At 39.5% G+C, this 26,312-nt stretch carries 20 protein-coding genes and 2 pseudogenes; 13 read left to right on the top strand and 9 right to left on the bottom strand.

Annotation, left to right across the window (positions count from 1 at the left end):
* Window positions 1–31 precede the first annotated feature (31 nt).
* The gene (locus SPPN_RS10590) at window positions 32–1,303 is read right to left on the bottom strand and encodes an extracellular solute-binding protein (protein ID WP_000095469.1); all 1,272 of its coding nucleotides are present in this window, start codon (window positions 1,301–1,303) and stop codon (window positions 32–34) included.
* 660 nt (window positions 1,304–1,963) lie between these two features.
* Between SPPN_RS10590 and malQ the strand changes: the two genes are divergently transcribed.
* A complete protein-coding gene (gene malQ, locus SPPN_RS10585; protein ID WP_000747298.1) occupies window positions 1,964–3,481 on the top strand; it encodes a 4-alpha-glucanotransferase in 1,518 nt (505 codons plus the stop codon).
* A 25-nt stretch (window positions 3,482–3,506) separates the two neighbouring features.
* Window positions 3,507–5,765 (top strand): glycogen/starch/alpha-glucan family phosphorylase, encoded by a 2,259-nt coding sequence (gene glgP, locus SPPN_RS10580; RefSeq protein ID WP_000950146.1) that lies wholly within the window; start codon window positions 3,507–3,509, stop codon window positions 5,763–5,765.
* A gap of 929 nt (window positions 5,766–6,694) precedes the next feature.
* On the opposite strand, the gene SPPN_RS10570 is transcribed toward glgP, so the two are convergent.
* The gene (locus tag SPPN_RS10570; RefSeq protein ID WP_001037919.1) at window positions 6,695–7,267 is read right to left on the bottom strand and encodes a hypothetical protein; all 573 of its coding nucleotides are present in this window, start codon (window positions 7,265–7,267) and stop codon (window positions 6,695–6,697) included.
* Window positions 7,268–7,343: 76 nt separating this feature from the next.
* Here SPPN_RS10570 and SPPN_RS14365 point away from each other — a divergent pair, with 76 nt between their 5' ends.
* Entirely contained in the window at window positions 7,344–7,550 is a 207-nt protein-coding gene (locus SPPN_RS14365) for a hypothetical protein (RefSeq protein WP_078934242.1), read from the top strand.
* 221 nt (window positions 7,551–7,771) lie between these two features.
* On the opposite strand, the pseudogene SPPN_RS12475 reads toward SPPN_RS14365, so the two are convergent.
* A pseudogene (locus tag SPPN_RS12475) lies at window positions 7,772–9,165 on the bottom strand (IS3 family transposase).
* A 1,031-nt stretch (window positions 9,166–10,196) separates the two neighbouring features.
* Window positions 10,197–10,724: a DUF4148 domain-containing protein gene (locus tag SPPN_RS10550; protein WP_000858870.1), complete on the bottom strand. Its 528-nt coding sequence runs from the start codon at window positions 10,722–10,724 to the stop codon at window positions 10,197–10,199.
* 78 nt (window positions 10,725–10,802) lie between these two features.
* Here SPPN_RS10550 and SPPN_RS14085 point away from each other — a divergent pair, with 78 nt between their 5' ends.
* Window positions 10,803–11,009 (top strand): hypothetical protein, encoded by a 207-nt coding sequence (locus tag SPPN_RS14085; protein WP_000915300.1) that lies wholly within the window; start codon window positions 10,803–10,805, stop codon window positions 11,007–11,009.
* 352 nt (window positions 11,010–11,361) lie between these two features.
* Here SPPN_RS14085 and SPPN_RS10535 read toward each other — a convergent pair whose 3' ends face one another.
* On the bottom strand, window positions 11,362–12,210 hold the full coding sequence (locus tag SPPN_RS10535; RefSeq protein WP_001095519.1) for a putative RNA methyltransferase: 849 nt from the start codon (window positions 12,208–12,210) through the stop codon (window positions 11,362–11,364).
* A 151-nt stretch (window positions 12,211–12,361) separates the two neighbouring features.
* Here SPPN_RS10535 and SPPN_RS10530 point away from each other — a divergent pair, with 151 nt between their 5' ends.
* Both SPPN_RS10530 and SPPN_RS10525 read left to right on the top strand, forming a co-directional pair.
* Entirely contained in the window at window positions 12,362–12,640 is a 279-nt protein-coding gene (locus SPPN_RS10530; protein ID WP_000910910.1) for a DUF6110 family protein, read from the top strand.
* Window position 12,641: 1 nt separating this feature from the next.
* Window positions 12,642–14,705, top strand: coding sequence for a heavy metal translocating P-type ATPase (locus SPPN_RS10525; RefSeq protein WP_000008768.1), 2,064 nt, complete (start codon window positions 12,642–12,644; stop codon window positions 14,703–14,705).
* A 77-nt stretch (window positions 14,706–14,782) separates the two neighbouring features.
* On the opposite strand, the gene tyrS is transcribed toward SPPN_RS10525, so the two are convergent.
* Window positions 14,783–16,039 carry a tyrosine--tRNA ligase gene (tyrS, locus tag SPPN_RS10520; protein WP_000546889.1) on the bottom strand — a complete coding sequence of 419 codons (1,257 nt, stop codon included), beginning with the start codon at window positions 16,037–16,039 and terminating at the stop codon, window positions 14,783–14,785.
* 141 nt (window positions 16,040–16,180) lie between these two features.
* On the opposite strand from tyrS, the gene pbp1b reads away from it, so the two are divergent.
* From pbp1b to SPPN_RS10490, 6 genes are all read left to right on the top strand, one after another.
* Window positions 16,181–18,646, top strand: a complete 2,466-nt coding sequence (pbp1b, locus tag SPPN_RS10515) for a penicillin-binding protein PBP1B (protein WP_001180945.1) — start codon at window positions 16,181–16,183, stop codon at window positions 18,644–18,646.
* 82 nt (window positions 18,647–18,728) lie between these two features.
* Window positions 18,729–19,640, top strand: coding sequence for a DMT family transporter (locus SPPN_RS10510; protein WP_001077843.1), 912 nt, complete (start codon window positions 18,729–18,731; stop codon window positions 19,638–19,640).
* 230 nt (window positions 19,641–19,870) lie between these two features.
* Complete coding sequence (dapD, locus tag SPPN_RS10505; RefSeq protein ID WP_000127477.1) at window positions 19,871–20,569, top strand: 2,3,4,5-tetrahydropyridine-2,6-dicarboxylate N-acetyltransferase; 699 nt, start codon at window positions 19,871–19,873, stop codon at window positions 20,567–20,569.
* Window positions 20,570–20,637: 68 nt separating this feature from the next.
* Window positions 20,638–21,768, top strand: a complete 1,131-nt coding sequence (locus SPPN_RS10500) for an N-acetyldiaminopimelate deacetylase (RefSeq protein WP_000885082.1) — start codon at window positions 20,638–20,640, stop codon at window positions 21,766–21,768.
* An 11-nt stretch (window positions 21,769–21,779) separates the two neighbouring features.
* Entirely contained in the window at window positions 21,780–22,319 is a 540-nt protein-coding gene (locus SPPN_RS10495; protein WP_000834304.1) for a 5-formyltetrahydrofolate cyclo-ligase, read from the top strand.
* Window positions 22,303–22,977 carry a rhomboid family intramembrane serine protease gene (locus SPPN_RS10490; RefSeq protein WP_000658505.1) on the top strand — a complete coding sequence of 225 codons (675 nt, stop codon included), beginning with the start codon at window positions 22,303–22,305 and terminating at the stop codon, window positions 22,975–22,977. The genes SPPN_RS10495 and SPPN_RS10490 overlap by 17 nt, the downstream gene beginning before the upstream one ends.
* Window positions 22,978–23,137: 160 nt before the next feature.
* Here the strand turns inward: SPPN_RS10490 and galU are convergent, their stop codons facing one another.
* Together galU and SPPN_RS10480 are read right to left on the bottom strand one after the other, a co-directional pair.
* The gene (galU, locus tag SPPN_RS10485) at window positions 23,138–24,037 is read right to left on the bottom strand and encodes a UTP--glucose-1-phosphate uridylyltransferase GalU (protein ID WP_001185620.1); all 900 of its coding nucleotides are present in this window, start codon (window positions 24,035–24,037) and stop codon (window positions 23,138–23,140) included.
* Window positions 24,038–24,058: 21 nt separating this feature from the next.
* Window positions 24,059–25,075 carry an NAD(P)H-dependent glycerol-3-phosphate dehydrogenase gene (locus tag SPPN_RS10480; RefSeq protein WP_000745043.1) on the bottom strand — a complete coding sequence of 339 codons (1,017 nt, stop codon included), beginning with the start codon at window positions 25,073–25,075 and terminating at the stop codon, window positions 24,059–24,061.
* 411 nt (window positions 25,076–25,486) lie between these two features.
* Here SPPN_RS10480 and SPPN_RS14080 point away from each other — a divergent pair, with 411 nt between their 5' ends.
* Complete coding sequence (locus SPPN_RS14080) at window positions 25,487–25,738, top strand: arginyl-tRNA synthetase (protein WP_078374308.1); 252 nt, start codon at window positions 25,487–25,489, stop codon at window positions 25,736–25,738.
* A 114-nt stretch (window positions 25,739–25,852) separates the two neighbouring features.
* Here SPPN_RS14080 and SPPN_RS10470 read toward each other — a convergent pair.
* Window positions 25,853–26,305, bottom strand: a pseudogene (locus SPPN_RS10470) (transposase); the annotation flags it as partial.
* Window positions 26,306–26,312 lie beyond the last annotated feature (7 nt).

The raw sequence follows: 26,312 nt of genomic DNA, 5'->3' as shown, positions 1-26,312 counted from the left end.
ATTTGAATTCCACCCCCCTTGAACAAATTTTTTATTCACCAAATTTTTGTTTGATTGTTTCTTTGATCAATGTTACAGCGTCGTTAGCAGCTGTTTTAGCATCTTTTTGACCACTTACAGTATCAAAGAGCATGTTAGCAGCTGGTTCCCAAACTGCAGACATTTGAGAGATGTTTGGAATTGGTTGAGCGTTCTTGAATTGTTTGATAACAGCTGTTGTCAACTCATCGTTTTTACCTTCAGCGTATGAACGAGCTTCAGTATTAGCTGGGATTTCGTTAGTTGCATCGTAGAAAGCTTTTTGTTGTTCAGTTGAAACAAGGAAGTCTACAAATTTCTGTGCGCCTTCAAGGTTCTTAGTACTTGAAGGAATGATCCAAGCTTTACCACCACCGAATGCAGCATATTCTTTTCCATTTGGAAGAGTTGGGATAGTCGCAACACCGTAGTTTACTTTAGCATCTTTGAGGGCTTGAGCTTTCCAAGGCCCATCAATGATAGCAGCTGTTTTACCTTCTTGGAATTGAGTTTGGATTAGGTTTCCAGCAGCTGTACCATCTTGCATACCTTTAGGCCATTTTTCGTACCAAGATTTAGCGTAGTTGATACCTGCGATAGAACCGTCGTTTGCAAGACCGATGTCTTTAGGGTCTTTACCGTTTTGTCCGAATACGTAAGCGCCGTTACCAGCAAGAAGTCCGTATGCATAGTAGAAGTTTGTCCAGTCAGCTAGGAAGGCAGAAGTTTTTCCATCTTCTCCAGCGAAGGCATATTTGCTATCTTTAGCAAGGTTTTCCAAGTCAGCAAATGTTTTGGGAGCGTCTTTTACCAAGTCTTTGTTGTAGTACATAACAAGTGACTCGATAACGGCAGGAGCACCGTAAACTTTACCGTCAGCAGCGGTTACAAGAGATTTAGTTGTATCTTCTGTTTTAGCACCATCGCTCAATTTCACTTCTGAAAGTTGTCCGTCAGAACCAAGGCTACCCACACGGTCGTATGGAGCCATCATAACGTCAGCAGCTTGACCAGATTGGTTGTCAAGAGAAAGTTTGTCAAGCCCACCAAGTTGGTCACCAGATTTGATGTTAACTGTTGTGCCTGATTGCTCTTTATAAGCTTTAGCAACTGTTTCAGCATAAGCTTTGTATTGGTCCTCAACGTAAAGAGTGATTTCTTTCGCTTCAGATGAACCAGACTCAGCAGGCTTATCAGCAGTTTTGCTTCCGCAAGCTACCAAGAGCAAGCTAGCAAGTGTAGCAGTTCCAAGCACCGCAGCGCTCTTCATGAATTTAGATGACATAGTGTATTCCTCCTAAAGAATAACAAGTTTTATTGATAAGGAAACGCAAACGTTTTCCTTTATGACCTTAGTATAGCACAAATAGAAAACGGTTGCAAGTGTTTTTGACAAAAATTTTAAAAAATTTTTAAGCTTGATTTGATAGCATGATTTTGCTTTTTAATAGAAGAAAAGTGTGAAATAGATAAGAATACAGTATTTTTAATAAAAAATAGATGTAATCTATCTAAAGAAGGAAATCAGGAGGGGCTACCTCCCTGTTTCTAATTCCTATCTATTTTCTATAGACCTTTGTGCCTCCTTGCATCTAAATTCAAGTTTTCTAGGGGAGGATTTGCAGTTTGTAGACGGATTCTGTGAGAGTCAAATTTTAGGATTAGATAGTTTTAATACTCTTCGAAAATCAAATTCAAACCGCGTTAACGTCGCCTTGCCGTACTCAAGTACAGCCTGCGGCTAGTTTCCTAGTTTGCTCTTTGATTTTCATTGAGTATAAGTTATCTTTGCTAAAATGGGTTAATCTCCTTAAAAATAATCAAAAAAGTTTTTTAAAAACGCTTGCAATTATGCTTGAAAAGGAGTATACTTATAAGTAGCGCAAACGTTTGCGTCTGCAAAAATACGCAACGTTCCATTAATTTTAACACATGAGGTGCTATTATGAAAAAACGTCAAAGTGGTGTGTTGATGCACATCTCTTCTCTTCCAGGAGCTTACGGAATCGGATCATTTGGTCAAAGTGCTTACGACTTCGTTGATTTCTTGGTTCGTACAAAACAACGTTACTGGCAAATCCTTCCATTAGGAACAACTAGTTACGGGGATTCTCCTTACCAATCTTTCTCAGCCTTCGCAGGAAACACTCATTTTATCGATTTAGATATCTTGATGGAGCAAGGTTTGTTGGAAGCCAGTGACCTTGAAGGAGTTGACTTTGGTAGCGATGCGTCTGAAGTTGACTATGCTAAAATCTACTATGCACGTCGTCCTCTTTTAGAAAAAGCTGTGAAACGTTTCTTTGAAGTCGGAGATGTTAAAGATTTTGAGAAATTTGCTCAAGATAACCAATCATGGCTTGAGCTCTTTGCTGAGTATATGGCTATCAAAGAGCATTTTGACAATCTTGCTTGGACAGAATGGCCAGATGCAGATGCTCGTGCTCGTAAAGCTTCATCACTTGAAAGCTACCGTGAGCAATTGGCAGACAAGTTGGTTTACCACCGTGTGACTCAATATTTCTTCTTCCAACAATGGTTGAAATTGAAAGCTTACGCTAACGACAACCACATCGAAATCGTTGGGGACATGCCAATCTACGTAGCAGAAGATTCAAGCGATATGTGGGCAAATCCACATCTCTTCAAGACAGATGTCAACGGTAAAGCAACTTGCATCGCAGGATGCCCGCCAGATGAGTTTTCTGCAACTGGTCAGCTTTGGGGTAACCCAATCTATGACTGGGAAGCAATGGATAAAGACGGTTACAAATGGTGGATTGAACGCTTGCGTGAAAGCTTCAAAATCTACGACATCGTTCGTATTGACCACTTCCGTGGTTTCGAATCTTACTGGGAAATCCCTGCTGGTTCTGATACAGCAGCACCTGGTGAGTGGGTGAAAGGTCCTGGCTACAAGCTTTTTGCAGCCGTTAAGGAAGAACTTGGTGAGCTAAACATCATCGCAGAAGACCTTGGCTTCATGACAGATGAAGTTATTGAGTTGCGTGAACGTACTGGCTTCCCAGGAATGAAGATTCTTCAATTTGCCTTCAACCCAGAAGACGAAAGCATTGATAGCCCACACTTGGCACCTGCTAACTCAGTTATGTACACAGGAACACACGATAACAATACGGTTCTTGGTTGGTACCGTAACGAGATTGATGATGCGACTCGTGAGTACATGGCTCGTTACACGAACCGTAAAGAATACGAAACAGTTCCACATGCTATGCTTCGTACAGTCTTTTCATCAGTTAGCTTCATGGCAATTGCAACTATGCAAGATTTGCTAGAATTGGATGAGGCGGCTCGTATGAACTTCCCATCTACCCTTGGTGGAAACTGGTCTTGGCGTATGACTGAAGAGCAATTGACACCAGCTGTTGAGGAAGGTTTGCTTGACTTAACAACAATCTATCGCCGAATAAATGAAAATTTGGTAGAATTAAAGAAATAATACAATATCAGGAGACATCTTAAACATGTTATCACTACAAGAATTTGTACAAAATCGTTACAATAAAACCATTGCAGAATGTAGCAATGAAGAGCTTTACCTTGCTCTTCTTAACTACAGCAAGCTTGCAAGTAGCCAAAAACCAGTTAACACTGGTAAGAAAAAAGTTTACTACATCTCAGCTGAGTTCTTGATTGGTAAACTCTTGTCAAACAACTTGATTAACCTTGGTCTTTACGACGATGTCAAAAAAGAACTTGCAGCTGCAGGTAAAGACTTGATCGAAGTTGAAGAAGTTGAATTGGAACCATCTCTTGGTAATGGTGGTTTGGGACGTTTGGCTGCCTGCTTTATCGACTCAATTGCGACTCTTGGTTTGAATGGTGACGGTGTTGGTCTGAACTACCACTTTGGTCTTTTCCAACAAGTTCTTAAAAACAACCAACAAGAAACAATTCCAAACGCATGGTTGACAGAGCAAAACTGGTTGGTTCGCTCAAGCCGTAGCTACCAAGTACCATTTGCAGACTTTACTTTGACATCAACTCTTTATGATATTGATGTTCCTGGTTACAAGACAGAAACGAAGAACCGCTTGCGTTTGTTTGACTTGGATTCAGTTGATTCTTCTATTATTAAAGATGGTATCAACTTTGACAAGACAGATATCGCTCGCAACTTGACTCTCTTCCTTTACCCAGATGATAGTGACCGTCAAGGTGAATTGCTCCGTATCTTCCAACAATACTTCATGGTTTCAAACGGTGCGCAATTGATCATCGACGAAGCAATCGAAAAAGGAAGCAACTTGCATGACCTTGCTGACTACGCAGTTGTCCAAATCAACGATACTCACCCATCAATGGTGATCCCTGAATTGATCCGTCTTTTGACTGCACGTGGTATCGAGCTTGACGAAGCAATCTCAATCGTTCGTAGCATGACTGCCTACACTAACCACACAATCCTTGCTGAAGCGCTTGAAAAATGGCCTCTTGAATTCTTGCAAGAAGTGGTTCCTCACTTGGTACCAATCATCGAAGAATTGGACCGTCGCGTGAAAGCAGAATACAAAGATCCAGCTGTTCAAATCATCGATGAGAGCGGACGTGTTCACATGGCTCATATGGATATCCACTACGGATACAGCGTTAACGGGGTTGCAGCACTTCACACTGAAATCTTGAAAAATTCTGAGTTGAAAGCCTTCTACGACCTTTACCCAGAAAAATTCAACAACAAAACAAACGGTATCACTTTCCGTCGTTGGCTCATGCATGCTAACCCAAGATTGTCTCACTACTTGGATGAGATTCTTGGAGATGGTTGGCACCATGAAGCAGATGAGCTTGAAAAACTCTTGTCTTATGAAGACAAAGCAGCTGTCAAAGAAAAATTGGAAAGCATCAAGGCTCACAACAAACGTAAATTGGCACGTCACTTGAAAGAACACCAAGGTGTGGAAATCAATCCAAACTCTATCTTTGATATCCAAATCAAACGTCTTCACGAGTACAAACGCCAACAAATGAATGCCTTGTACGTAATCCACAAATACCTTGACATCAAAGCTGGTAACATCCCTGCTCGTCCAATCACAATCTTCTTTGGTGGTAAAGCAGCTCCAGCCTACACAATCGCTCAAGACATCATCCACTTGATTCTTTGCATGTCAGAAGTTATTGCTAACGATCCAGCAGTAGCTCCACACTTGCAAGTAGTTATGGTTGAAAACTACAACGTTACTGCAGCAAGCTTCCTTATCCCAGCATGTGACATCTCAGAACAAATCTCACTTGCTTCTAAAGAAGCTTCAGGTACTGGTAACATGAAATTCATGTTGAACGGAGCTTTGACTCTTGGTACTATGGACGGAGCTAACGTGGAAATCGCTGAGTTGGTTGGTGACGAAAACATCTACATCTTTGGTGAAGATTCAGAAACTGTTATCGACCTTTACGCAAAAGCAGCTTACAAATCAAGCGAATTCTACGCTCGTAAAGCTATCAAACCATTGGTTGACTTCATCGTTAGCGATGCAGTTCTTGCAGCTGGAAACAAAGAGCGCTTGGAACGTCTTTACAATGAATTGATCAACAAAGACTGGTTCATGACTCTTCTTGACTTAGAAGATTACATCAAAGTGAAAGAGCAAATGTTGGCTGACTACGAAGACCGTGACGCATGGTTGGATAAAGTCATTGTTAACATTTCTAAAGCAGGATTCTTCTCATCTGACCGTACAATCGCTCAGTACAACGAAGATATCTGGCACTTGAACTAAGATACAAATTTATACGAATACATTTTGTAAAAAAGCGAGTTTCGATTGAAATTCGCTTTTTTAATGATGTAGATTTGGGTCAATCTTGTCTAAAAATAGGGAAATCCTAGATACAGTGAAGGCTTTAAATGCTGGTTTTTACTGTCTTCAGCCTTATATTTTTTCGTAGTTGGTTACCTCATATCTCTTGTATTCGCTTACATAAAGTATTATAATATAATTGTAGGAAAGAAGGTGTTTTTATGATATACACACTTAAATTGGTGTTGTTTATTGCCTTTCTTGTAATAAGCTTGTTACCTGATAAGATTTTTGGAAAAAATAAAAAAATTTGGAAAATAGTTTTTGCAATATTGACGGCAGTGGCAGCATTGTCATTTATGTACTAAGTTATTTTAAGAATGTAGGGAAATAAACCCTACATTCTTTTTAGTTTTTTCTGTTTTCTAAATTCTATTTATCCAAGCGCTTCAACATTTCTTGCTTCTTCGCTTCAAGTTCTGCACGCTTTTCTTCGATTTCGGCATGTTTTTTCTCGAGTTCAGAACAACTTGCATCATTGCTAAATTCTTTTCGCCATCAGGAGATAGGGTGAGTCGACATGTCTATTACTCACCCAAAGCAGTCCTACAAAGCAGGAATTTTCTGTTACTTTTTTGGAAATAGTAACGTTTATACAGCTTTGACACTTCGTATCAAAGCGCCAAACACACTCCGAGGGATTTACAGAAAGCAGAAAAGGAATGATCTGGTATAAGATCATTCCTTTTCTCTCTTTTTCTTTAAGTAATTATATACAATGTACGACGAAGTCGTCATTGCAATGCTGATCCACCACCTAAAGGGAACTTTAAACAACATTGATAAGATAAAGAATATAAACAACGAAAATACGTTATACCCAATTAATTTTATTGTATATCTCATGATTAAAAGTTAATCCTTCCGTTGTTAGGAATGGCATCATTTTTATCCCATAATTGTGCTAAATAAGTCCCCGGTGATAATAAATTCATAGCGAATTCTAAAGCAACATCATTTACAAACCAACTACCTAGATATCTAGAAATTGCTGAACGAATAGCACTTTTTGCTACATGTTTTCCTTTTACTTTAATTAGATTTGCAAGGCCTGCAGTAGTTCCTCCTAATGCTAAAGCTATTGCAGTATCTAATAGAGCACCCATTTGATTAACTGTAATACCTTGCCAAGCTGCTCTAAATGGAGAGTATGTAGGTGGGATTGTATAATCGCCTTGTAATTGTCGGTTAATTACTTCTTTGATCCATTGTTGTGAGACGTCTGGATGAAAAGATTGGATTTCGTTTGCAAGTGTATTGATTTGTTCTTCTGTTAGAGAAGTGACAGGTTGAAGTTCCATATTTGTTTCAATTTGTGATACTTGTTCAGAAGCGTATACAGCTGAAACACTTGGAATCGCTGATACAATTAACACAATTGACGTCAAAAAAACCGAAATAAATTTCATTAATTTGTTCATGAGCTTTTCTCCTTTTTATTTGTATCTGCTTACATTTTATCATATACTGTTATTATAGTCAAAAAAATATGCTATTATGTTAAAAAAATATTTTTCAAAATATAAATGGACGGATTTATTTTGGATTTTATTTGTTATTTTGACCTGCCTCTATATAGGTAACCATGATTTGTTTCCTCTCAATCATCAAGAAATCTCTCTTCGAGGTAGTTTCTGGGGGTCTGTACTTGCCTTATATCAATTGCTATTTATTGATAAGTTTGTTATCTCGAATCGAAAATAAATATTAGAACTATGCCTGACTGGCTACTTTTATGATTGATTTTGGAGGAAGATTTTGTCTCTATTATTTATTATTTTAAATTTGTTTATCTTGTACAAGATTTATTCTTTGAGGCGGGAGAAATCGAAATACTTGATTTATACGGCCTATATCATATTTGGGGTAAATGTACTATATGGTATTCAATGGTTATTAAAAGAACTGATTTCAACTATTTCCACTTAATATGTATGGAAACTCCAGTGATTTTTGCATAACAAAACGCATAAGATTAAGGATTTAGTTCTGTATTGTACAGGACTGAGTCCTTTTAGTTTTACCTTAATTCGTTTATTGTTGTAGTAATCAATATAGTCTACAATGGCTTGTTCCAATTGCTTAAGCGACTGAAATGACTTCTCATAACCATAAAACATCTCCGATTTCAGAATGCCAAAGAAGGACTCCATCATACCATTGTCTGGGCTGTTACCCTTACGTGACATGGATGCTTGAATTCCCTTACCTTCAAGAAACTGATGATAAGAATCGTGTTGGTATTGCCAGCCTTGGTCACTATGGAGAATCGTATTCTCGTAGCGTTTCTCTGTGAAGGCCTGTTCCAACATCGTTTTTACTTGTTCTAAGTTGGGTGAAGTTGAAAGATTATAGGCGATAATTTCGCTATTAAAGCCATCTAAAACTGGTGATAAGTAAAGCTTTTGAGAACTTGCTGGAATGGCAAATTCTGTCACATCTGTGTAGCACTTTTCCATTGTTTTAGAGCCTTCAAATTGACGTTGAATGAGATTTTCTGCCTTCTTACCCACATCTCCTTTATGAGAAGAATATTTTCGTTTCTGTCGCATTTTAGCTTGTAAATTGAGTACTTTCATCAAGCGTTGAACTCTTTTATGATTTACCAGATAACCACGATTTCTTAGTTCTAAATGAATCCGACGATAACCATAATTTCCCTTATGTTCGATAAAAATGGATTGAATTTCAGCTTTAAGCTCTTGATTCTTATCTAGTTTGTCTAGCTGTTTCAAGTGATAGTAGTAGGTCGAACGAGCTAATTTAATGGCTTTTAGAAGAATATCTAACGAAAAATCAGTCATTAATTCTTGAACAATTTCTGTCTTTCTTCTTTCTCTTTTTCCTCCTTCAATCGGAGTTCTCTTAACTTTTTTAGGATGGCATTCTCCGCTCTCAGGTACTCATTTTCTGCTTGAAGACGTTCTAATTCTGTTCTCTCTTCAGGTCTCTTTTTTGGCTTACGTCCCATTTTAGGTACTCTCCCTCTTATTTTCTCAACAATAGTATACCCGTTTTTCTTGTATTGTGCTAGTCAATTAAGAAGTATCGTACGACTTGGGAGGCCGTATTCAAGAGAAACTCTATCTTTAGTCCAGCCTTCATGTAAGACTTTATGAATCATTTCTTGTTTTAAATCAGGAGAATAGTAACGATTTTTTCCTTTTTTGACGAACTCTATTCCGTAACGATCAATCAATTTAATCATGTACCTAATATTAGAATTGTTTATCCCAAATTTATTTGAAAGCTTCTCTAAGCTATATCCTTGTTTTCTAAGTTCATAGATCTGAACTTTATCATCATGAGTTAATTTCATAATAAAAACACCCCAAAAGTTAGATTTTTTCTGTCTAACTTTTGGGGTGCAGTTCATTCACTAAATTACCGTTTTTTTATTTAAATTCTATTAACTACCTATTACTATTAATTACCCTGAGGCCATCGTTTATAAATTGACCCAAAACGTCAAGTCCGTTATAAATAAAGAGTCCTAAAATTATAGATGAAATAATAATACTTGCACAAATAAAATATGTACGTTTTTTTTCATTCATAATATCGACTACCTCCTAAGTTAGTATAGACTAATAGTTGTATAGACTAATAGTTCCGTTTTGATTAAATGGAACTCTATAATATGATGTACCTCCAATAGTACCTCCAAATGTAAATCCAGCTCCTAACAACTCTGCTTTAACTTGAGCTGAACCACTACTGTTTATAGCTGCTGTTAAAGTACCATTATAAGCATACTTTATACTTGTTGTGGGGTATCCTTTTGGAGACCAAACATCAACGTTTTGTCCTTCAATATATGTGTTTGTAATAGAATTTGTTATTCCTAAGTAATAACCTTGAACTGAGTTAATCTGACGGAAAGAACCCTCATTATATAATTCAATGTTTACACTTAATTGAACTGTAGTTCTAGCAAATGTTGCACTTCTTTTTAATGTGTGTGAAGTAACTGTAGATCGAGAGAGATCTGGAATAAATTCAATAGTTTCAACAACCTTTCCAGTATCACTATCAATAACAGTTGCAACTTCGTTGAATCCTGATTTCGAATATACTACTTCTGGATTAGGGATATTATAATCCAGAAGTAAATGTTAGTTCATTGAATTTTATGACAAGATTATTATTAGTGTCGGCATTTACAGAAATAGGCAAACAAAATAATGCGAAACAACTAAATAATAGAGTAACTAGTATTTTTTCATGACAATCACCTACCATTCTTTCATAACTAAGTTGGATATTAAGAGTTGATAATTATAGTTTGTACATTGGAATCATCTGCTTTCTTATAGGAATATTAATTGAATAAGGCAATTTCTTTAAATTTTATTTAACGTAGTTCCAATAAAAGTTTATTCCTGTAGATGTTGGGTTATCTCTATCTACAGCAATCACGTATTCCAATCCCCAACCATTTCTAGCCGCTGTAAGATACATATCGTCAGATAAATATTTTAAGGCCGAATACACATTACCTATACCAGGGAGCATTCCTACTAGAGTCCCAGCTGGATCACTAGAAAGTGCTATCTCTTTAACTTCTGAAGGACTTAATCTTCGTATAACAGTCCTCATAATAGTTCTATCCATTGAATTTCCTTCAATTTCAACGAAGTTTAAAACATCTTTAGTAATTTGTTCTTGTTCTTCAACACTTAAATTAGATGAATTGAATACATCCTGTAAACTATAAACTTTACTTTCTTCAAGAACAAGTCGCTTAGTCTGGAGTCTTGCATCATGAGATTTTGGTGGGTGTGCCACACTTTGCGCAAAGGCAAGAGACGGTGAAGCGAGACTAAGAGTTAAGATACCTGCAGAAATAGCAACTGCAAAAAATTTAGTAGTTTTCATGAGCTTTTCTCCTTTTTATTTGTATTCACTTACATTTTATCATATAATGTAAGTGTAGTAAAGAAAGAAGGTGTTTTTATGTTAAAAAAATATTTTTCAAAATATAAATGGACGGATTTGTTTTGGATTTTATTTGTTATTTTGACCTGCCTCTATATAGGTAACCATGATTTGTTTCCTCTCAATCATCAAGAAATCTCTCTTCGAGGTAGTTTCTGGGGGTCTGTACTTGCCTTATATCACTTGCTATTTATTGATAAGTTTGTTATCTCGAATCGAAAATAAATATGAGGTATATGCCTGACTGCCTACTTTTAATATTGATTTTGGAGGAAGATTTTGTCTCTATTATTTATTATTTTAAATTTATTTATCTTGTACAAGATTTATTCTTTGAGGCGGGAGAAATCGAAATACTTGATTTATACGGCCTATATCATATTTGAGGTAAATGTAGTATATGGTATTCAATGGTTATTAAAAGAACTGATTTCAACTATTTCCTCTTAATGTGTATAGAAACTCCAGTGATTTTTGCATAACAAAACGCATAAGATTAAGGTTTGAGTACCTGTTCTTATGCGTTTTTGTAATATTGAAGATTTTCGGTAAGTTTTATACCTTTGGGAAGTCTAGTTTAGAATGCTTTCCCAACCAGAATCTCAGCCTCAATAGTAATCTCTGTCAGTTGGCTCCAGTCAATCTTGCTCTGGTCAACGTGAAAGAGGAGAGGAGTCATACTGAGTAGGGCTTGGAGTTGTTCTACTGTGATAGTCTTAGTCAGAGAGGCAGTTTGGTTAGATAGGATGGTAAAGTGTTCTTGGAAATGATTTTTGATATTTTGGTTGGAATAGTCCTTGTTTGTCAGCTGGTCTTGTACCTTCTGACGGATTTCCTTGAGGTGATTTTCAGTTGGGATAACCTTGATCAAGATACCGTCTTTGGATAAAACGCGACGAAATTCTCCATAGTTGGCAGGTGAAAAGATATCTAGTAGGATATCCATGCTGGCGTCTTTGATAGGAAGACGAGCCAAGTCACCAACGAACCAATTGACTGCCCAGTTGGGTTCACTTTTAGCAGCGATTTGGACTGAATCTTTGGAGATGTCAAAGGCATAGAAAGTTTTTTCAGAGTGACTTTCTTGTAGTTTGCGAGAATAGAATCCTTCACCACAACCGATATCCAAAATTGTTGTGGTTGTTTTTGAGCTTGCAAGCAAGTCAGATACAGCATCTAAGATAGCTTGGTAAAAGCCGGCTTCTAGGATTTGTTGACGGTTTTGAAAATTTTCCTTGTCATAGTTAGCAGATTGCTTGATTTGAGGTGCCAGATTGACATAGCCAAATTTCGCCAAGTCAAAAGAATGACGGTTGCAGCACTTGAAACTAGTCTCTAACAGAGTCAGATTTTCTTGACAGATAGGACAGGCAAAGGCAGTCGCAGAAGCAAAACGCTGAAGTTTGGGCTTGAGATTTGTATTCATAGTTTAAGTGTATCAAAAGAGGCAAATGAAAGCAACTTTAGGAATAAGTAGATGGGAGATTCAGTAGAAATAAAACTAATTCTCCAATTTATAGAATGAAATTGCTTTTATATCTAAATTGCTATATAATAATGATAAGGAGGAAATAAGTATGTTAAAAGAAGTATTAACCGTTGCAAAAGTTGCGAAAAAATCTTCATTATTTTTGGGTGGTGTCGCATTTGGTACCCTTGGTTTGAAAATCTTGGCAAGTAAGGAAGCTAAAAAAGGTTATTCTAAAGCTTTGGCTAAGGCTTACAAGTTGAAAGACGGGCTAGACGCATCTGTTTCTGTTGTGAAGCAACATGGAGACGATGTCTTGCAAGATGCCAAATATTTGTACGAGCAAGAGAAAAAAGAAGAGCAATTAGATAGCCTTATAGGAGAATAATATGTCTTTTAAAGTGCTACATAGAGGATACCAACATATCCGACTATCATCTTCTTTTTCACTCACCTTGGATATTCAAGACTATCTTCGTTCCTTGGCGAGAGATGAAAAGGGGATTGAGTCTATCCAGTTTTACATGGATCAACAGCACTTTACTCTACGTATAAAAGAAGGCTTTTCTGTATTAGATAATGCAGAAGCCTTTTTAAAAAGAATTGATAAAGGGAAAGTTTCTGAGTTGATGACTCTTCCCATTCGTAGAGAAGAGAGTGCTTATTCTATTGTTTCAGGTGCAGCGATTAAGCGTATACTTTTTCGTAGTTTTGTGCCATATCCTATTCGCTATATATGGACTTGTTATCAGGCTTTTGGCTATATTAGAGAAGCCTATCAAACACTAGCGCGTAAGGAACTAACGATGGAAGTCTTAGACTGTTCGGCGATTTTATTGTCCTTGTTTATGAACCAATCCAAGACAGCTAGCAATATCATGTTTATGCTTGATTTGGGGAATCATTTAGATCAGTGGTCCTTGAAAAAAACGGCAACAGATTTAGAACAGAGCCTTCTTGCAAAAGAGAGCGACGTATTCTTAGTACAGGGCGATACGGTCGTTAGTATCAAGAGTTCCGATGTTCAAATAGGAGATGTCTTGGTCCTATCTCAAGGAAATGAAATTTTGTTTGATGGACAAGTAGTTTCAGGTTTAGGTATGGTCAACGAAAGTTCCTTGACGGGAGAGAGTTTTCCAGTTGAAAAAAGAGAGTCTGATTTGGTTTGTGCAAATACAGTATTAGAAACTGGAGAGTTACGCATTCGTGTAACCGATAATCAGATGAACAGCCGGATTTTACAACTGATTGAGTTGATGAAGAAATCTGAAGAAAACAAGAAAACGAAACAACGCTATTTCATCAAGATGGCGGACAAGGTCGTCAAATATAATTTCTTGGGGGCTGGGCTGACTTACCTATTGACAGGTTCTTTTTCTAAGGCTATTTCTTTCCTATTGGTCGATTTCTCCTGTGCTTTGAAAATCTCTACTCCTGTAGCTTATTTAACAGCTATCAAGGAGGGGTTGAATCGTGAAATGGTGATTAAGGATGGGGATGTTCTGGAGAAATATCTGGAAGTTGATACTTTCTTGTTTGATAAGACGGGAACAATCACAACTAGCTATCCGATAGTTGAAAAGGTGTTACCTTTTGGAGACTATAGTGAGGAAGATATTCTCAGAATCAGTGCCTGTCTTGAGGAACACATTTATCATCCTATTGCTAATGCCATCGTCAAGCAAGCTGAGATAGAGGGGATTGAACATGAGGAAATGCATGGGAAACTCCAATATATCGCAAGCAAGGGGATTAAATCTCATATAGATGGGCAACCAGTTCTTATTGGGAATTATGTCTTGATGCAGGATGAACAGATTCATATCAGTTCAGAACAACATGCTTTAATTGAAGAGTACAAGAGTCACTACAATCTCTTATTCTTGGCTTATCAGAATGAATTGATTGGAATGTTCTGTATTCATACTCCTTTGAGAAAAGAAGCAAAAGCAGCCTTGGAGAAACTTAAGGCACAAGGGAAAAAATTGATTCTGGCAACAGGGGACACCTTGGTTAGAACAGAGGAATTAGTCAAAGATTTGCCCTTTGATCAGGTCTATACAGACTTGAAACCTGATGGGAAATTTGAGTTAGTAGAGGAACTGCAGAAAGCAGGTCACACTATTTTGATGGTTGGGGATGGGTTGAATGACTCAGCTGCTCTAACCCTATCAGATATCGGTGTGGTGATGAATGAGAGTGCAGATATTTCTAAGCAGATGAGCGATATCTTATTGTTAGATAATCGTTTGGATTTCTTCCAAGAGTTGGATTGGCTATCATCATCTTTGCAAACACTCATCAAGAAGAATATTCAAGATACCGTTGTCGTAAATAGTAGTTTGATTGGCTTTGGCTTGTTTAATTGGCTCAGTCCTTCAAATCTCTCTATCTTACATAATCTAACAACCTTACGCATAGTCCTGCGTAGCCTGTCTATTAAGGCTAGATAGATGTGATTATCAACAACAAAAAGGAGTTACCTTTCTCGAGGGCAACTCCTTTTTTCTATAGGTAAATGTTGAACAGTTTAGTAAGTCAGTACAAAGTATTTTTTCTTCCCGCGACGGATAACAGTCAGTTCGTTCTCAAGCTTATCTGCGTCGTTCAAGACATAGTCAAGGTCTTGGATACGGTCGCCGTTTACGTAGATAGCTCCGTTTTGGACATCTTCACGGGCTTGACGTTTTGAGTTAACCACACCAGATGACACGAGCAGTTCCACGATATTGTGATTTTCATCTACTTGTACTTGGTAGTTTGGCACACCACGAAGTCCTTGTTTGAGCTCTTTGACAGAAAGGTTTTTGATGTTTCCTGCAAAGAGTTGCTCAGTGATGTTGAGGGCTTCTTTGTAAGCTTCTTCTCCGTGAACAAGTGTAACGACTTCACGAGCCAAGACTTTTTGTGCCAAGCGTTCGTGTGGAGCTGCTTCAAATTGTTTACGGATGTCTTCAATCTCATCAAGTGACAAGAAAGTAAAAATCTTCAAGAAGCGAACAGCGTCTGCGTCCATAACGTTCATCCAAAATTGGTACATTTCGTATGGAGAAGTCTTTTCAGGATTAAGCCAGACGGCATTTCCTTCTGATTTACCAAATTTCTTACCAGTTGCATCTGTGATAAGCGGTACTGTGATTACGTGGCCAGTCTTGTCAGCTTTACGACGAAGCAATTCGGTACCAGCTGTCATATTTCCCCACTGGTCAGAACCACCGATTTGAAGCGTTACGTTGTGGTCTTGGTTAAGAACGAAGAAGTCGTAACCTTGCATGATTTGGTAAGCGAACTCAGTGTAAGAAATTCCTGTTTCAATTCGTTTTTTCACAGATTCCTTGCTCATCATGTAGTTGACAGTGAAGTATTTTCCGATATCACGGAGGAAGTCAATGAAGCTGATGCTGCCAAACCAGTCGTAGTTGTTGACCATGACAGCCTTGTTTTCGCCATTTTCAAAATCAAGAAAACGAGAAAGTTGTCCTTGGATAGACTTGACCCAGCCATCTACTGTGTCTTTTGTTTGGAGACTACGTTCAGCATCTTTGAAGGACGGATCTCCGATGAGACCAGTAGCACCGCCAACGAGCGCATAAGGTTTGTGACCTGCTAGTTGCAAGCGACGACTTGTCAAGATTGCGACAAGGTGGCCTAGGTGAAGGCTGTCAGCAGTTGGATCGTAGCCAGTATAGTAAGAAACTTGACCTTCTTCTAGGGCTTTACGCAAAGCTTCTTCATCAGTCGTTTGAAAAATCAAACCACGCTCTTTTAGCTCATCAAAAATGTGCATGTGTCTTTTCTCCTTTTTAAAATTATTGTTTCTACCTATTGTATCACAAACTTGGGCAATAGCCTAGCAGAATAGGGAAGAAAGTGGCTATTTTATTGAAAGTTTCCCTTTTGTGGTATAATAGATAGAGTGAGGAAATCCATGCAAAATCAATTAAATGAATTAAAACGAAAAATGCTGGAATTTTTCCAGCAAAAACAAAAACATAAAAAATCAGCTAGGCCGGCCAAGAAAGGTTCAAGTGCTGAGAAATCTAAATCCTTAGAGAAGCCAGCCATTTTTCCAGCTATTTTACTGAGTATAAAAGCCTTATTTAACTTACTCTTTGTACTCGGTTTTCTAGGAGGAATGTTGGGAGCTGGGATTGCTTTGGGGTACGGAGTGGCCTTATTTGACAAGGTACGTGTGCCTCAGACAGAAGAATTGGTGAATCAGGTCAAGGACATCTCTTCTATTTCAGAGATTACCTATGCGGACGGGACGGTAATTGCTTCCATAGAGAGTGATTTGTTGCGCACTTCTATCTCATCTGAGCAAATTTCGGAAAATCTGAAGAAGGCTATCATTGCGACAGAAGATGAACACTTTAAAGAACATAAGGGTGTAGTGCCGAAGGCGGTGATTCGTGCGACCTTGGGGAAATTTGTAGGTTTGGGTTCCTCAAGTGGGGGTTCAACCTTGACCCAGCAACTAATTAAACAGCAGGTGGTTGGGGATGCGCCGACCTTGGCTCGTAAGGCGACAGAGATTGTGGATGCTCTTGCCTTGGAACGTGCCATGAATAAGGATGAGATTTTAACGACCTATCTCAATGTGGCTCCCTTTGGTCGAAATAATAAGGGGCAGAATATTGCAGGAGCTCAGCAGGCAGCCGAGGGGATTTTCGGTGTAGATGCGAGTCAGTTGACGGTTCCTCAAGCAGCATTTTTAGCAGGACTTCCACAGAGTCCCATTACTTACTCTCCTTATGAAAATACTGGGGAGTTGAAGAGTGATGAAGACCTAGAAATTGGCTTAAGACGGGCTAAGGCAGTTCTTTACAGTATGTATCGTACAGGTGCCTTAGGCAAAGACGAGTATTCTCAATACAAGGATTATGATCTTAAACAGGACTTTTTACCATCGGGCACGGTCACAGGAATTTCGCGAGACTATTTATACTTTACAACTTTGGCGGAAGCTCAAGAACGTATGTATGACTATCTAGCTCAGAGAGACAATGTCTCCGCTAAGGAGTTGAAAAATGAGGCAACTCAGAAGTTTTATCGCGATTTGGCAGCCAAGGAAATTGAAAATGGTGGTTATAAGATTACTACTACTATAGATCAGAAAATTCATTCTGCTATGCAAAGTGCGGTTGCTGATTATGGCTATCTTTTAGACGATGGAACAGGTCGTGTAGAAGTAGGGAATGTCTTGATGGACAACCAAACAGGTGCTATTCTAGGCTTTGTAGGTGGTCGTAATTATCAAGAAAATCAAAATAATCATGCCTTTGATACTAAACGTTCGCCAGCTTCTACTACCAAGCCCTTGCTGGCCTACGGTATTGCTATTGACCAGGGCTTGATGGGAAGCGAAACGATTCTATCTAACTATCCAACAAACTTTGCTAATGGTAATCCGATTATGTATGCTAATAGCAAGGGAACAGGAATGATGACCTTGGGAGAAGCTCTGAACTATTCATGGAATATCCCTGCTTACTGGACCTATCGTATGCTTCGTGAAAAGGGGGTTGATGTCAAGGGGTATATGGAAAAGATGGGTTACGAGATTCCTGAGTACGGTATTGAGAGCCTGCCGATGGGTGGTGGTATTGAAGTCACAGTTGCCCAGCATACCAATGGCTATCAGACCTTAGCTAATAACGGAGTTTATCATCAGAAGCATGTGATTTCAAAGATTGAAGCAGCAGATGGTAGAGTGGTGTATGAGTATCAGGATAAACCGGTTCAAGTCTATTCAAAAGCTACTGCGACGATTATGCAGGGCTTGTTGCGAGAAGTTCTATCCTCTCGTGTGACAACAACCTTCAAGACGAATCTGACTTCTTTAAATCCTACTCTGGCTAATGCAGATTGGATTGGGAAGACTGGTACAACCAACCAAGACGAAAATATGTGGCTCATGCTTTCGACACCTAGATTAACCCTAGGTGGATGGATTGGGCATGATGATAATCATTCACTGTCACGTAGAGCAGGTTATTCCAATAACTCTAATTACATGGCTCATCTGGTAAATGCGATTCAGCAAGCCTCACCAAGCATTTGGGGGAACGAGCGCTTCGCTTTAGATCCTAGTGTCGTAAAATCCGAAGTCTTGAAATCAACAGGTCAAAAACCAGGGAAGGTTTCTGTTGAAGGAAAAGAAGTAGAGGTCACAGGTTCGACTGTTACCAGCTATTGGGCTAATAAGGCAGGAGCGCCAACGACCAGTTATCGCTTTGCTATTGGCGGAAGTGATGCGGATTATCAAAATGCTTGGTCAAGCATTGTGGGGAGTCTACCAACTCCATCAAGCTCCAGCAGTTCAAGTAGTAGTTCTAGCGATAGCAGTAACTCAAGTACTACACGACCTTCTTCTTCAAGGGCGAGACGATAAGTTCTATAAACTGTGCTAAATGAAGTGGCTAATCAATTGATTGCCACTTTTTTCTTTTTTCCTTTCGTGTTACAATAAAGGTATGAATCAGTATCAGAAAAAGATTGTTAAAGGAACCATTTATTCGCTCTTATCTGGCTTAATCTGGGGAATTTGTGGGATTTTAGGAGAGTATTTCTTTACTCATTATCAGGTGTCCTCTGGCTGGATTACCTCTATGCGTTTAACACTGGCAGGAAGTCTTGTGCTCATTTGGTCTGCAATGCAATTAAAATCACAAGTGCTAGATATTTGGCGAGATAAGAAAAATTACCTGCCCTTTTTGGCCTACGCTATTTTGGGAATTTTCTCAGTCCAGTATTTTTTCTATCTCTGTGTAGAATTTTCTAATGCTGCTACAGCGACTATTTTACAGTTTATCAGCCCTGTCTTTATCCTCTTTTACAATCGCTTGGTTTATCAAAAACGAGCGTCAAAAAGCGCTATTTTTTATGTTTTGGTTGCCATGTTGGGTGTTGGCCTGATGGCGACAAAGGGCGATCTCTCTCAATTATCCATGACACCACTAGCACTTGTGACGGGTTTGCTGAGTGCCATGGGTGTTATGTTTAATGTTATCCTACCCCAGCCTTTCGCGAAGCGCTATGGTTTTGTACCCACGGTCGGGTGGGGAATGATTTTGGCCGGTTTATTTAGCAATGTCCTCTCGCCGGTTTACCAGCTTTCCTTTACTCTTGATATTTGGAGTATCTTGATTTGCCTCATTATCGCTTTCTTTGGGACGGCTTTTGCTTTTTTTATTTCCATGAAGGCTGTGTCCTTGGTTTCTCCTTTGGTGGTTTCCGTTATCAGTGCCAGTGAACCTCTCTCTTCTGCTCTCTTGAGTGTTTTGTTCTTAGGATTGGTAGTGGATTGGTCACTTCTTCTAGCTATGGCCTTGATTATTTTACCCATGATATTTTTGTCTATAGAAGAAGCGAAAGAAAGTAGATAAAAAGTCTTTTCTTAATTCTAAAAGTGTGCTATACTAGAATAGTCAATAAAACACGGGGAGATAGTTGTGAAGAGTGTTTTTAGGTTGTATCGGTAGGGGTTTGCTTTTACCGACAGCACGTTTTATCTCACATCCCTAAAAAATCATACCTAAAAACAGACAAAAAGGCTTCAAATTTGAGGCTTTTTTTGGTAGAATAGTTATCATTATAAAGAATGAGAGGTTTTTTTATGACTGCTACAAAAATGAATGCTCAAGAAATTATCCAATTTATCGCTAATGCTGAGAAGAAAACCAGTGTGAAAGTAACTTTTGAGGGACAACTCGCAACTGCTGTACCTAGCTCGGTTGTTAGACTAGGGAATGTTTTATTTGGAGACTGGAAGGACGTGGCTCCGCTTCTCAATGGTTTGGTAGAAAATCAAGACTATGTTGTTGAGCAAGATGCTCGCAATTCTGCAGTTCCTTTGCTAGATAAACGTGCTATCAACGCTCGTATCGAGCCAGGCGCTATTATCCGTGACCAGGTAGAAATTGGTGACAATGCTGTTATCATGATGGGAGCTGTTATCAATATCGGTGCTGAAATCGGTGCAGGAACCATGATTGACATGGGGGCTATCCTTGGTGGCCGTGCCATCGTTGGGAAAAACAGCCACGTTGGTGCAGGTGCAGTTTTAGCAGGTGTGATTGAGCCAGCTAGCGCAGAACCAGTCCGTGTTGGAGACAATGTTCTTATCGGTGCCAATGCAGTGGTTATCGAAGGAGTCCAAATCGGTAGTGGTTCAGTTGTCGCAGCAGGAGCTATCGTTACCCAAGATGTTCCAGAAAATGTAGTAGTAGCAGGTGTTCCAGCTCGCATTATCAAAGAGATTGATGCCCAAACTCAACAAAAAACAGCGCTAGAGGATGCGCTTCGTACCTTGTAATTTGTAAAAGAAAAATAGAGGCGGGACCCTTTTTCCAGCCTCTTTCTGCTATATAGGAGGATAGATAGATGTTAGATTTGATTCAGACTAGACGAGATTTGCACCAGATTCCAGAGATTGGCTTGGAGGAGTTCAAGACTCATGCTTATTTGCTAGATGTGATTGAGAAATTGACTGCGGGCAAGAATTTTGTTCAAGTTCGTACTTGGCGGACAGGGATTTTGGTTTATTTGCAGGGAAGTCAGCCAGAGCGTACCATTGGTTGGAGAACAGATATTGATGGCCTGCCTATCGTCGAACAAACAGGCCTTCCTTTTGCTTCTCAGCATCAAGGTCGCATGCATGCTTGTGGACATGATTTTCATATGACTATTGCCTTAGGCTGTCTAGAGCGCGCCCTTGAGGAGCAACCAAAGAATAATCTGCTCTTTCTGTTTCAACCTGCTGAAGAAAATGAAGCTGGTGGCATGCTTATGTATGAGGATGGCGCTTTTGGAGACTGGTTGCCAGACCAGTTTTATGGGCTCCATGTGCGACCAGATCTGAAGGTTGGACAGATTGCGACCAATACTCATACACTCTTTGCAGGGACCTGTGAGGTGAAGATTCGTTTCAAAGGTAAAGGAGGACATGCAGCCTTTCCACATGAAGCTAATGACGCCTTGGTGGCGGCTAGTTACTTTGTGACTCAGGTGCAGTCAGTTGTCAGCCGCAATGTTAACCCAATCGAGGGAGCAGTGGTGACCTTTGGAGTTTTCCAGGCTGGAACAACAAACAATGTCATCACAGACACAGCCTTTTTGCATGGAACTATTCGGGCCTTGACACAGGACATGAGTCTCTTGGTGCAAAAGCGGGTCAAAACAGTTGCAGAAGGAGTTGCAGCAGCCTTTGGTATGGAAGTTGATGTGGAACTCAAACAAGGTGGATACCTACCTGTTGAGAACAATCCAGCCTTGGCGCGTGAACTGATGGACTTCTTTGACGAAAAAGACGGAATCGAGTTGATTGATATCGAACCTGCTATGACAGGCGAGGACTTTGGTTATCTCCTTTCAAAGGTTGATGGCGTGATGTTTTGGCTAGGTATCGATAGTCCCTACGCTCTTCATCACCCTCAAATGAGTCCTAAGGAAGAAGTCTTAGCTATTGGGGTGGCTGCGGTGTCTAGTTTCCTGAAAAAGAAGGCAGCAGAATAGAGGGCTTGTCTATGAAATCGGAATTACGCAAGCAAGTCTTGCATGAAATGAAGGCTATATCTCAAGAGCAAAAACAGGCTATAGACCAAGCTTTAACCGAGCGGCTTTTACACCATCCCTTCTACCAAGAAGCCAAGGTCATCGCAACCTACCTCTCTTTTCCTCATGAGTTTCAAACGCAGGAACTGATTGAGCAGGCGCTGAAGGATGGCAAGAAGGTTCTGATACCCAAAACATATCCCAAGGGGCGCATGGACTTTGTGGTCTATGATCCACAGCAGTTGGTAAAAACTTCCTTTGGATTACTGGAACCACAGGGAGATTTGGAAGTGGTAGATGCCTCTCAAATTGATTTGATTCATGTTCCAGGGCTGGCTTTTACGATGGAAGGCTATCGGATTGGCTATGGCGGAGGCTATTATGACCGCTATCTGGAACAGTTTACTGGTCATACTTTGAGTACGGTTTATCATTATCAAGTTCAGGACTTTAGTCCTGAAAAGCATGATATTCCTGTTCAGGAGGTTCTGATTGATGAAGGAAATCTTTGATAGGCGTTACCCTGTGACGAGTTTCTTTCTCTTAGTGACGGCCTTGGTATTTCTACTAATGTTGGTGACCACAGGAGGAAACTTTTACAGGGCAGATACCCTATTTCGATTTGGAGCTATGTATGGGCCTGTCATTCGCCTCTTTCCTGAGCAGATTTGGCGTCTCTTTTCTGCCATTTTTGTTCATATTGGGTGGGAGCATTTCATTGTTAATATGCTTTCTCTCTATTATCTTGGTAGGCAAGTAGAGGAGATTTTCGGTTCTAAGCAGTTTTTCTTTCTCTATCTCTTATCAGGAATGATGGGCAATCTCTTTGTTTTTGAGTTTAGTCCCAAATCCTTAGCAGCAGGCGCATCCACCTCTCTTTACGGACTATTTGCTGCCATTATTGTTCTTCGCTATGCAACTCGCAATCCTTATATCCAGCAGTTGGGTCAATCCTATCTGACACTTTTTGTGATTAACATTATTGGAAGTGTTCTGATTCCAGGAATCAGCCTAGCAGGCCATATCGGTGGTGCAGTAGGTGGCGCATTTCTAGCAGTTATCTTTCCAGTTCGAGGAGAAAGACGGATGTATAGTGCCAGCCAGAGATTAGGAGCGTTAGTCTTGTTCGTAGGACTCGCAGTCTTACTTCTCTACAAGGGAATGGGATGAAAATTTGTGAAATGAAAAAAGATAAGGCATTTTTTGAACCTTATCTTTTTTTATTTTATACTCAATGAAAATCAAAGAGCAAACTAGGAAGCTAACCGCAGGCTATACTTGAGTACGGCAAGGTGAAGCTAACGTGGTTTGAAGAGATTTTCGAAGAGTATTATTCCTTCTCAGCCAATTCTTTTCCCAGTTGGATGAGGTAATCTTTTAAGTCATCTTTGACTTGTGGATGTTTGAGGGCGTAGTCAATAGATGTTTTCATAAATCCAAACTTATCCCCAACGTCGTAACGAGCTCCTGTAAATTCACGGGCAAAAACACGCTGTGTTTTATTGAGCGTATCAATAGCATCAGTAAGTTGGATTTCATTTCCAGCACCAGGAGCTTGCTTTTCGAGGATATCAAAAATCTCAGGTGTGAGTAGATAGCGACCGATGATTGCAAAATCACTTGGTGCATCTTCGGTCGCTGGTTTTTCAACGAAAGTTTCAACGCTATAGAGTCCGTTGATTCCTTCACCTTGAGGAGCAATGACTCCATATGATGAAACGTCTTCGTGTGGTACGGGCATGACAGCAATGGTTGATGCGTGTGTCCGCTCGTAATCCTTCATCAGTTGTTTTGTCAAAGGAACGGCATTCTCATCTGTGATGTCCATAAGGTCATCGCCCAGCATAACAACGAAGGGCTCATTCCCCACAAAAGCTTTGGCTTGTAGGACAGCATCTCCAAGACCACGAGGGTGAGTTTGGCGGATGAAATGAAGGCGCATGCCAGTTGCTTCATCTACTAATTTTAACAGATCTGTTTTACCTTTTTCTTTGAGGTTGTACTCAAGCTCAAAATTTGAATCAAAGTGGTCCTCAATAGAACGTTTTGACTTACCAGTGACAACCAGAATATCTTCAATACCTGATTTGAGAGCCTCTTCCACGATAAACTGGATAGTTGGTTTGTCTACAATTGGCAACATTTCTTTGGCAAGGGCCTTGGTTGCTGGTAAAAATCGAGTTCCTAGTCCAGCGGCAGGAATGACTGCTTTTCTAACTTTCAGTGCCATAAGAATCCTTTCTCTAGAGGGTTAAGACCACTCATTTTCTGCTTTAAATTCATTGTTCATGATATTATAAATGGCATCTTTGATATTGGTTCCTTGGTAAATAACTTGGTAAATGGCATGCGTAATCGGCATATAGACTCCAAGTTCTTGCGCTAGCTCATAGGCTGCTCGAGTCGTTGAAATTCCTTCAATCACCATGCCCATATTGGCTTCGATATCAGCTAGGGATTCTCCACGACCAAGAGCATCTCCGGCTCTCCAGTTACGAGAGTGGATGGAGGTTCCTGTTACGATCAAATCTCCCACACCAGATAAGCCGCTATAGGTCAGTGGATTAGCCCCGAGTGCTACCCCTAGGCGGGTGATTTCTGCCAAGCCTCGAGCGATGATGGCTGCCTTAGCGTTGTCACCAAATCCCAAACCATGTAAAGCTCCGGCACCGACAGCGATAATATTTTTGAGAGCACCAGCGGTTTCGACCCCGATAACATCCGTATTGGTATAAAGTCGGAAGTAGTGATTACTAAATAGCTCCTGAACGTATTGAGCTGTTTGTAAATCTTTAGAAGCAGCAGTAATTAAAGTCAGGTCACGTACAATGGTCTCTTCTGCATGACTAGGGCCTGAAACAACGACAATATCACTACGGAGATGTTCAGGAATTTCTTCTTCAAGGATGGTTGATAATCGTTTATGGCTATCAGGTTCTAATCCCTTTGATGCGTGCATGATGATAGCCTTATGGTCCAATGTTTGTGCAACTTGTTGGGCAACAAGTCGTGTCACTTTTGTTGGGACAACAAACAAAATCGCATCCACATCTCTCAGTGCCTCTGCTAAGTCGGTGTAGGCAATGATATTTTTATCTAGAACGACATCTTTAAAGTAGTGTTTGTTAGTATGATAGGTATTAATTTCATTGATTTGTTCGGGAATGTTTCCCCAAATACGTACCTCGTGTCCATTGTCATTTAAGACTTGTGAAAGGGCAGTTCCCCAGGAACCAGGCCCCAAGACGGCGACGGTTTGTTTTTTCATGATTTCCTCCTTAATAGAGTCCTTTCCATTATTCTATCATATTCTAGAGGATTTTGCACTTGCATTGCTGGGAAGTGGTGTCTTTGTGACTTCAAAAATACACAAAAACCGGGGCTAGTATTAAACTCTCAGTCTTTAGTTAAAGTGAGAAGAAATCTGATAGATAGTTTGATTCAGTATATGCTTATAATAGAGGTAAACAACTCAGGAGGTTCTTGTAGGTTGCGAGAGTTTGGCGAAAAAATTAAAAGATTACGTTTGGCTAAAAAAATCAGTCGTTCAGAATTTTGTGGTGATGAGTCTGAATGAAGTATCCGTCAATTAATTAGAATTGAAAATGGAGAATCCAGACCAACACTAACAAAGTTAAAATATATCGCTGAACGTTTGGGGGTTGAAGATTACAAGTTGATGCCAAGTTATATAGAGTTGGATAAGGAATACCTAGAATTGAAGTATTTCTTGATGAGGACTCCTACATACGAAGATGAAACTATCGCCCAAAAGAAAGAGAGTGTTTTTGCTAAGATTTTTGAAGAGTATTATGATAGGCTACCTGAGGAAGAAAGATTTATCATCCCAAATTATTCATATCTGGCACTAACGAACTACACAGTTCAAAAATTACCAGAAAAGCTAGTTGAAATACTGTCCTTCTGGTGATTTTGCTTAATTTCTGATGTTCGAGACATGATTGAGGAGATTTGTCTTGATTTTTTCCTAAAAAAGGGCAGACTCCTCCTTTGGTTTGATGCTCGATTTTTAAAATAAGGTGACTTATTCTGTTAGGCATGTTTTCCCCTGCCCTCTAGCTCTATATGGAACAGGGAGTATCAGATTTATCTGGCAGATTGTATCAAATAAGGCTTGAAACTGTTTTGAATAGGAATATAGACTTGAGAATTTGAGAATATGTCGTCTAGCAGTAGAGACATATTTTCCGGCAATATGAAGGAAGAGAGGTCGAAAACGCTTGATAGTCAAGGCCTTTACTTCATCACCAGCTAGCTGCTTTAAAAAGAGGTAGAGATTATAAGCCAGACAGCCCATCATCATACGTACTTCATTCTTAATCATGGTCGAACTATCTGTCTTATCCCCAAAGAATCCTGCTTTCCTTTCTTTGATAAAGTTTTCAGCATTCCCTCGTTCACGATAGAATTGAAACAGCTCCTCACTATCTACACTGCTTAAATTGGTCAAATGAACTTTTTTACAACCATAAAAAAGAGCACTT

Origin of the sequence: Streptococcus pseudopneumoniae IS7493 (assembly GCF_000221985.1) — a bacterium.
Lineage (GTDB): Bacteria > Bacillota > Bacilli > Lactobacillales > Streptococcaceae > Streptococcus > Streptococcus pseudopneumoniae.
The sequence above is the reverse complement of the archived record's forward strand: the minus strand, read 5'-3'. Positions and strand labels throughout refer to the sequence as shown.

Coding starts and splice junctions, on each gene's coding strand:
- SPPN_RS10590 (WP_000095469.1), bottom strand. CDS start 1,303: ATGTCATCTAAATTCATGAAGAGCGCTGCGGTGCTTGGAACTGCTACA.
- malQ (WP_000747298.1), top strand. CDS start 1,964: ATGAAAAAACGTCAAAGTGGTGTGTTGATGCACATCTCTTCTCTTCCA.
- glgP (WP_000950146.1), top strand. CDS start 3,507: ATGTTATCACTACAAGAATTTGTACAAAATCGTTACAATAAAACCATT.
- SPPN_RS10570 (WP_001037919.1), bottom strand. CDS start 7,267: ATGAACAAATTAATGAAATTTATTTCGGTTTTTTTGACGTCAATTGTG.
- SPPN_RS14365 (WP_078934242.1), top strand. CDS start 7,344: ATGTTAAAAAAATATTTTTCAAAATATAAATGGACGGATTTATTTTGG.
- SPPN_RS10550 (WP_000858870.1), bottom strand. CDS start 10,724: ATGAAAACTACTAAATTTTTTGCAGTTGCTATTTCTGCAGGTATCTTA.
- SPPN_RS14085 (WP_000915300.1), top strand. CDS start 10,803: ATGTTAAAAAAATATTTTTCAAAATATAAATGGACGGATTTGTTTTGG.
- SPPN_RS10535 (WP_001095519.1), bottom strand. CDS start 12,210: ATGAATACAAATCTCAAGCCCAAACTTCAGCGTTTTGCTTCTGCGACT.
- SPPN_RS10530 (WP_000910910.1), top strand. CDS start 12,362: ATGTTAAAAGAAGTATTAACCGTTGCAAAAGTTGCGAAAAAATCTTCA.
- SPPN_RS10525 (WP_000008768.1), top strand. CDS start 12,642: ATGTCTTTTAAAGTGCTACATAGAGGATACCAACATATCCGACTATCA.
- tyrS (WP_000546889.1), bottom strand. CDS start 16,039: ATGCACATTTTTGATGAGCTAAAAGAGCGTGGTTTGATTTTTCAAACG.
- pbp1b (WP_001180945.1), top strand. CDS start 16,181: ATGCAAAATCAATTAAATGAATTAAAACGAAAAATGCTGGAATTTTTC.
- SPPN_RS10510 (WP_001077843.1), top strand. CDS start 18,729: ATGAATCAGTATCAGAAAAAGATTGTTAAAGGAACCATTTATTCGCTC.
- dapD (WP_000127477.1), top strand. CDS start 19,871: ATGACTGCTACAAAAATGAATGCTCAAGAAATTATCCAATTTATCGCT.
- SPPN_RS10500 (WP_000885082.1), top strand. CDS start 20,638: ATGTTAGATTTGATTCAGACTAGACGAGATTTGCACCAGATTCCAGAG.
- SPPN_RS10495 (WP_000834304.1), top strand. CDS start 21,780: ATGAAATCGGAATTACGCAAGCAAGTCTTGCATGAAATGAAGGCTATA.
- SPPN_RS10490 (WP_000658505.1), top strand. CDS start 22,303: ATGAAGGAAATCTTTGATAGGCGTTACCCTGTGACGAGTTTCTTTCTC.
- galU (WP_001185620.1), bottom strand. CDS start 24,037: ATGGCACTGAAAGTTAGAAAAGCAGTCATTCCTGCCGCTGGACTAGGA.
- SPPN_RS10480 (WP_000745043.1), bottom strand. CDS start 25,075: ATGAAAAAACAAACCGTCGCCGTCTTGGGGCCTGGTTCCTGGGGAACT.
- SPPN_RS14080 (WP_078374308.1), top strand. CDS start 25,487: ATGCCAAGTTATATAGAGTTGGATAAGGAATACCTAGAATTGAAGTAT.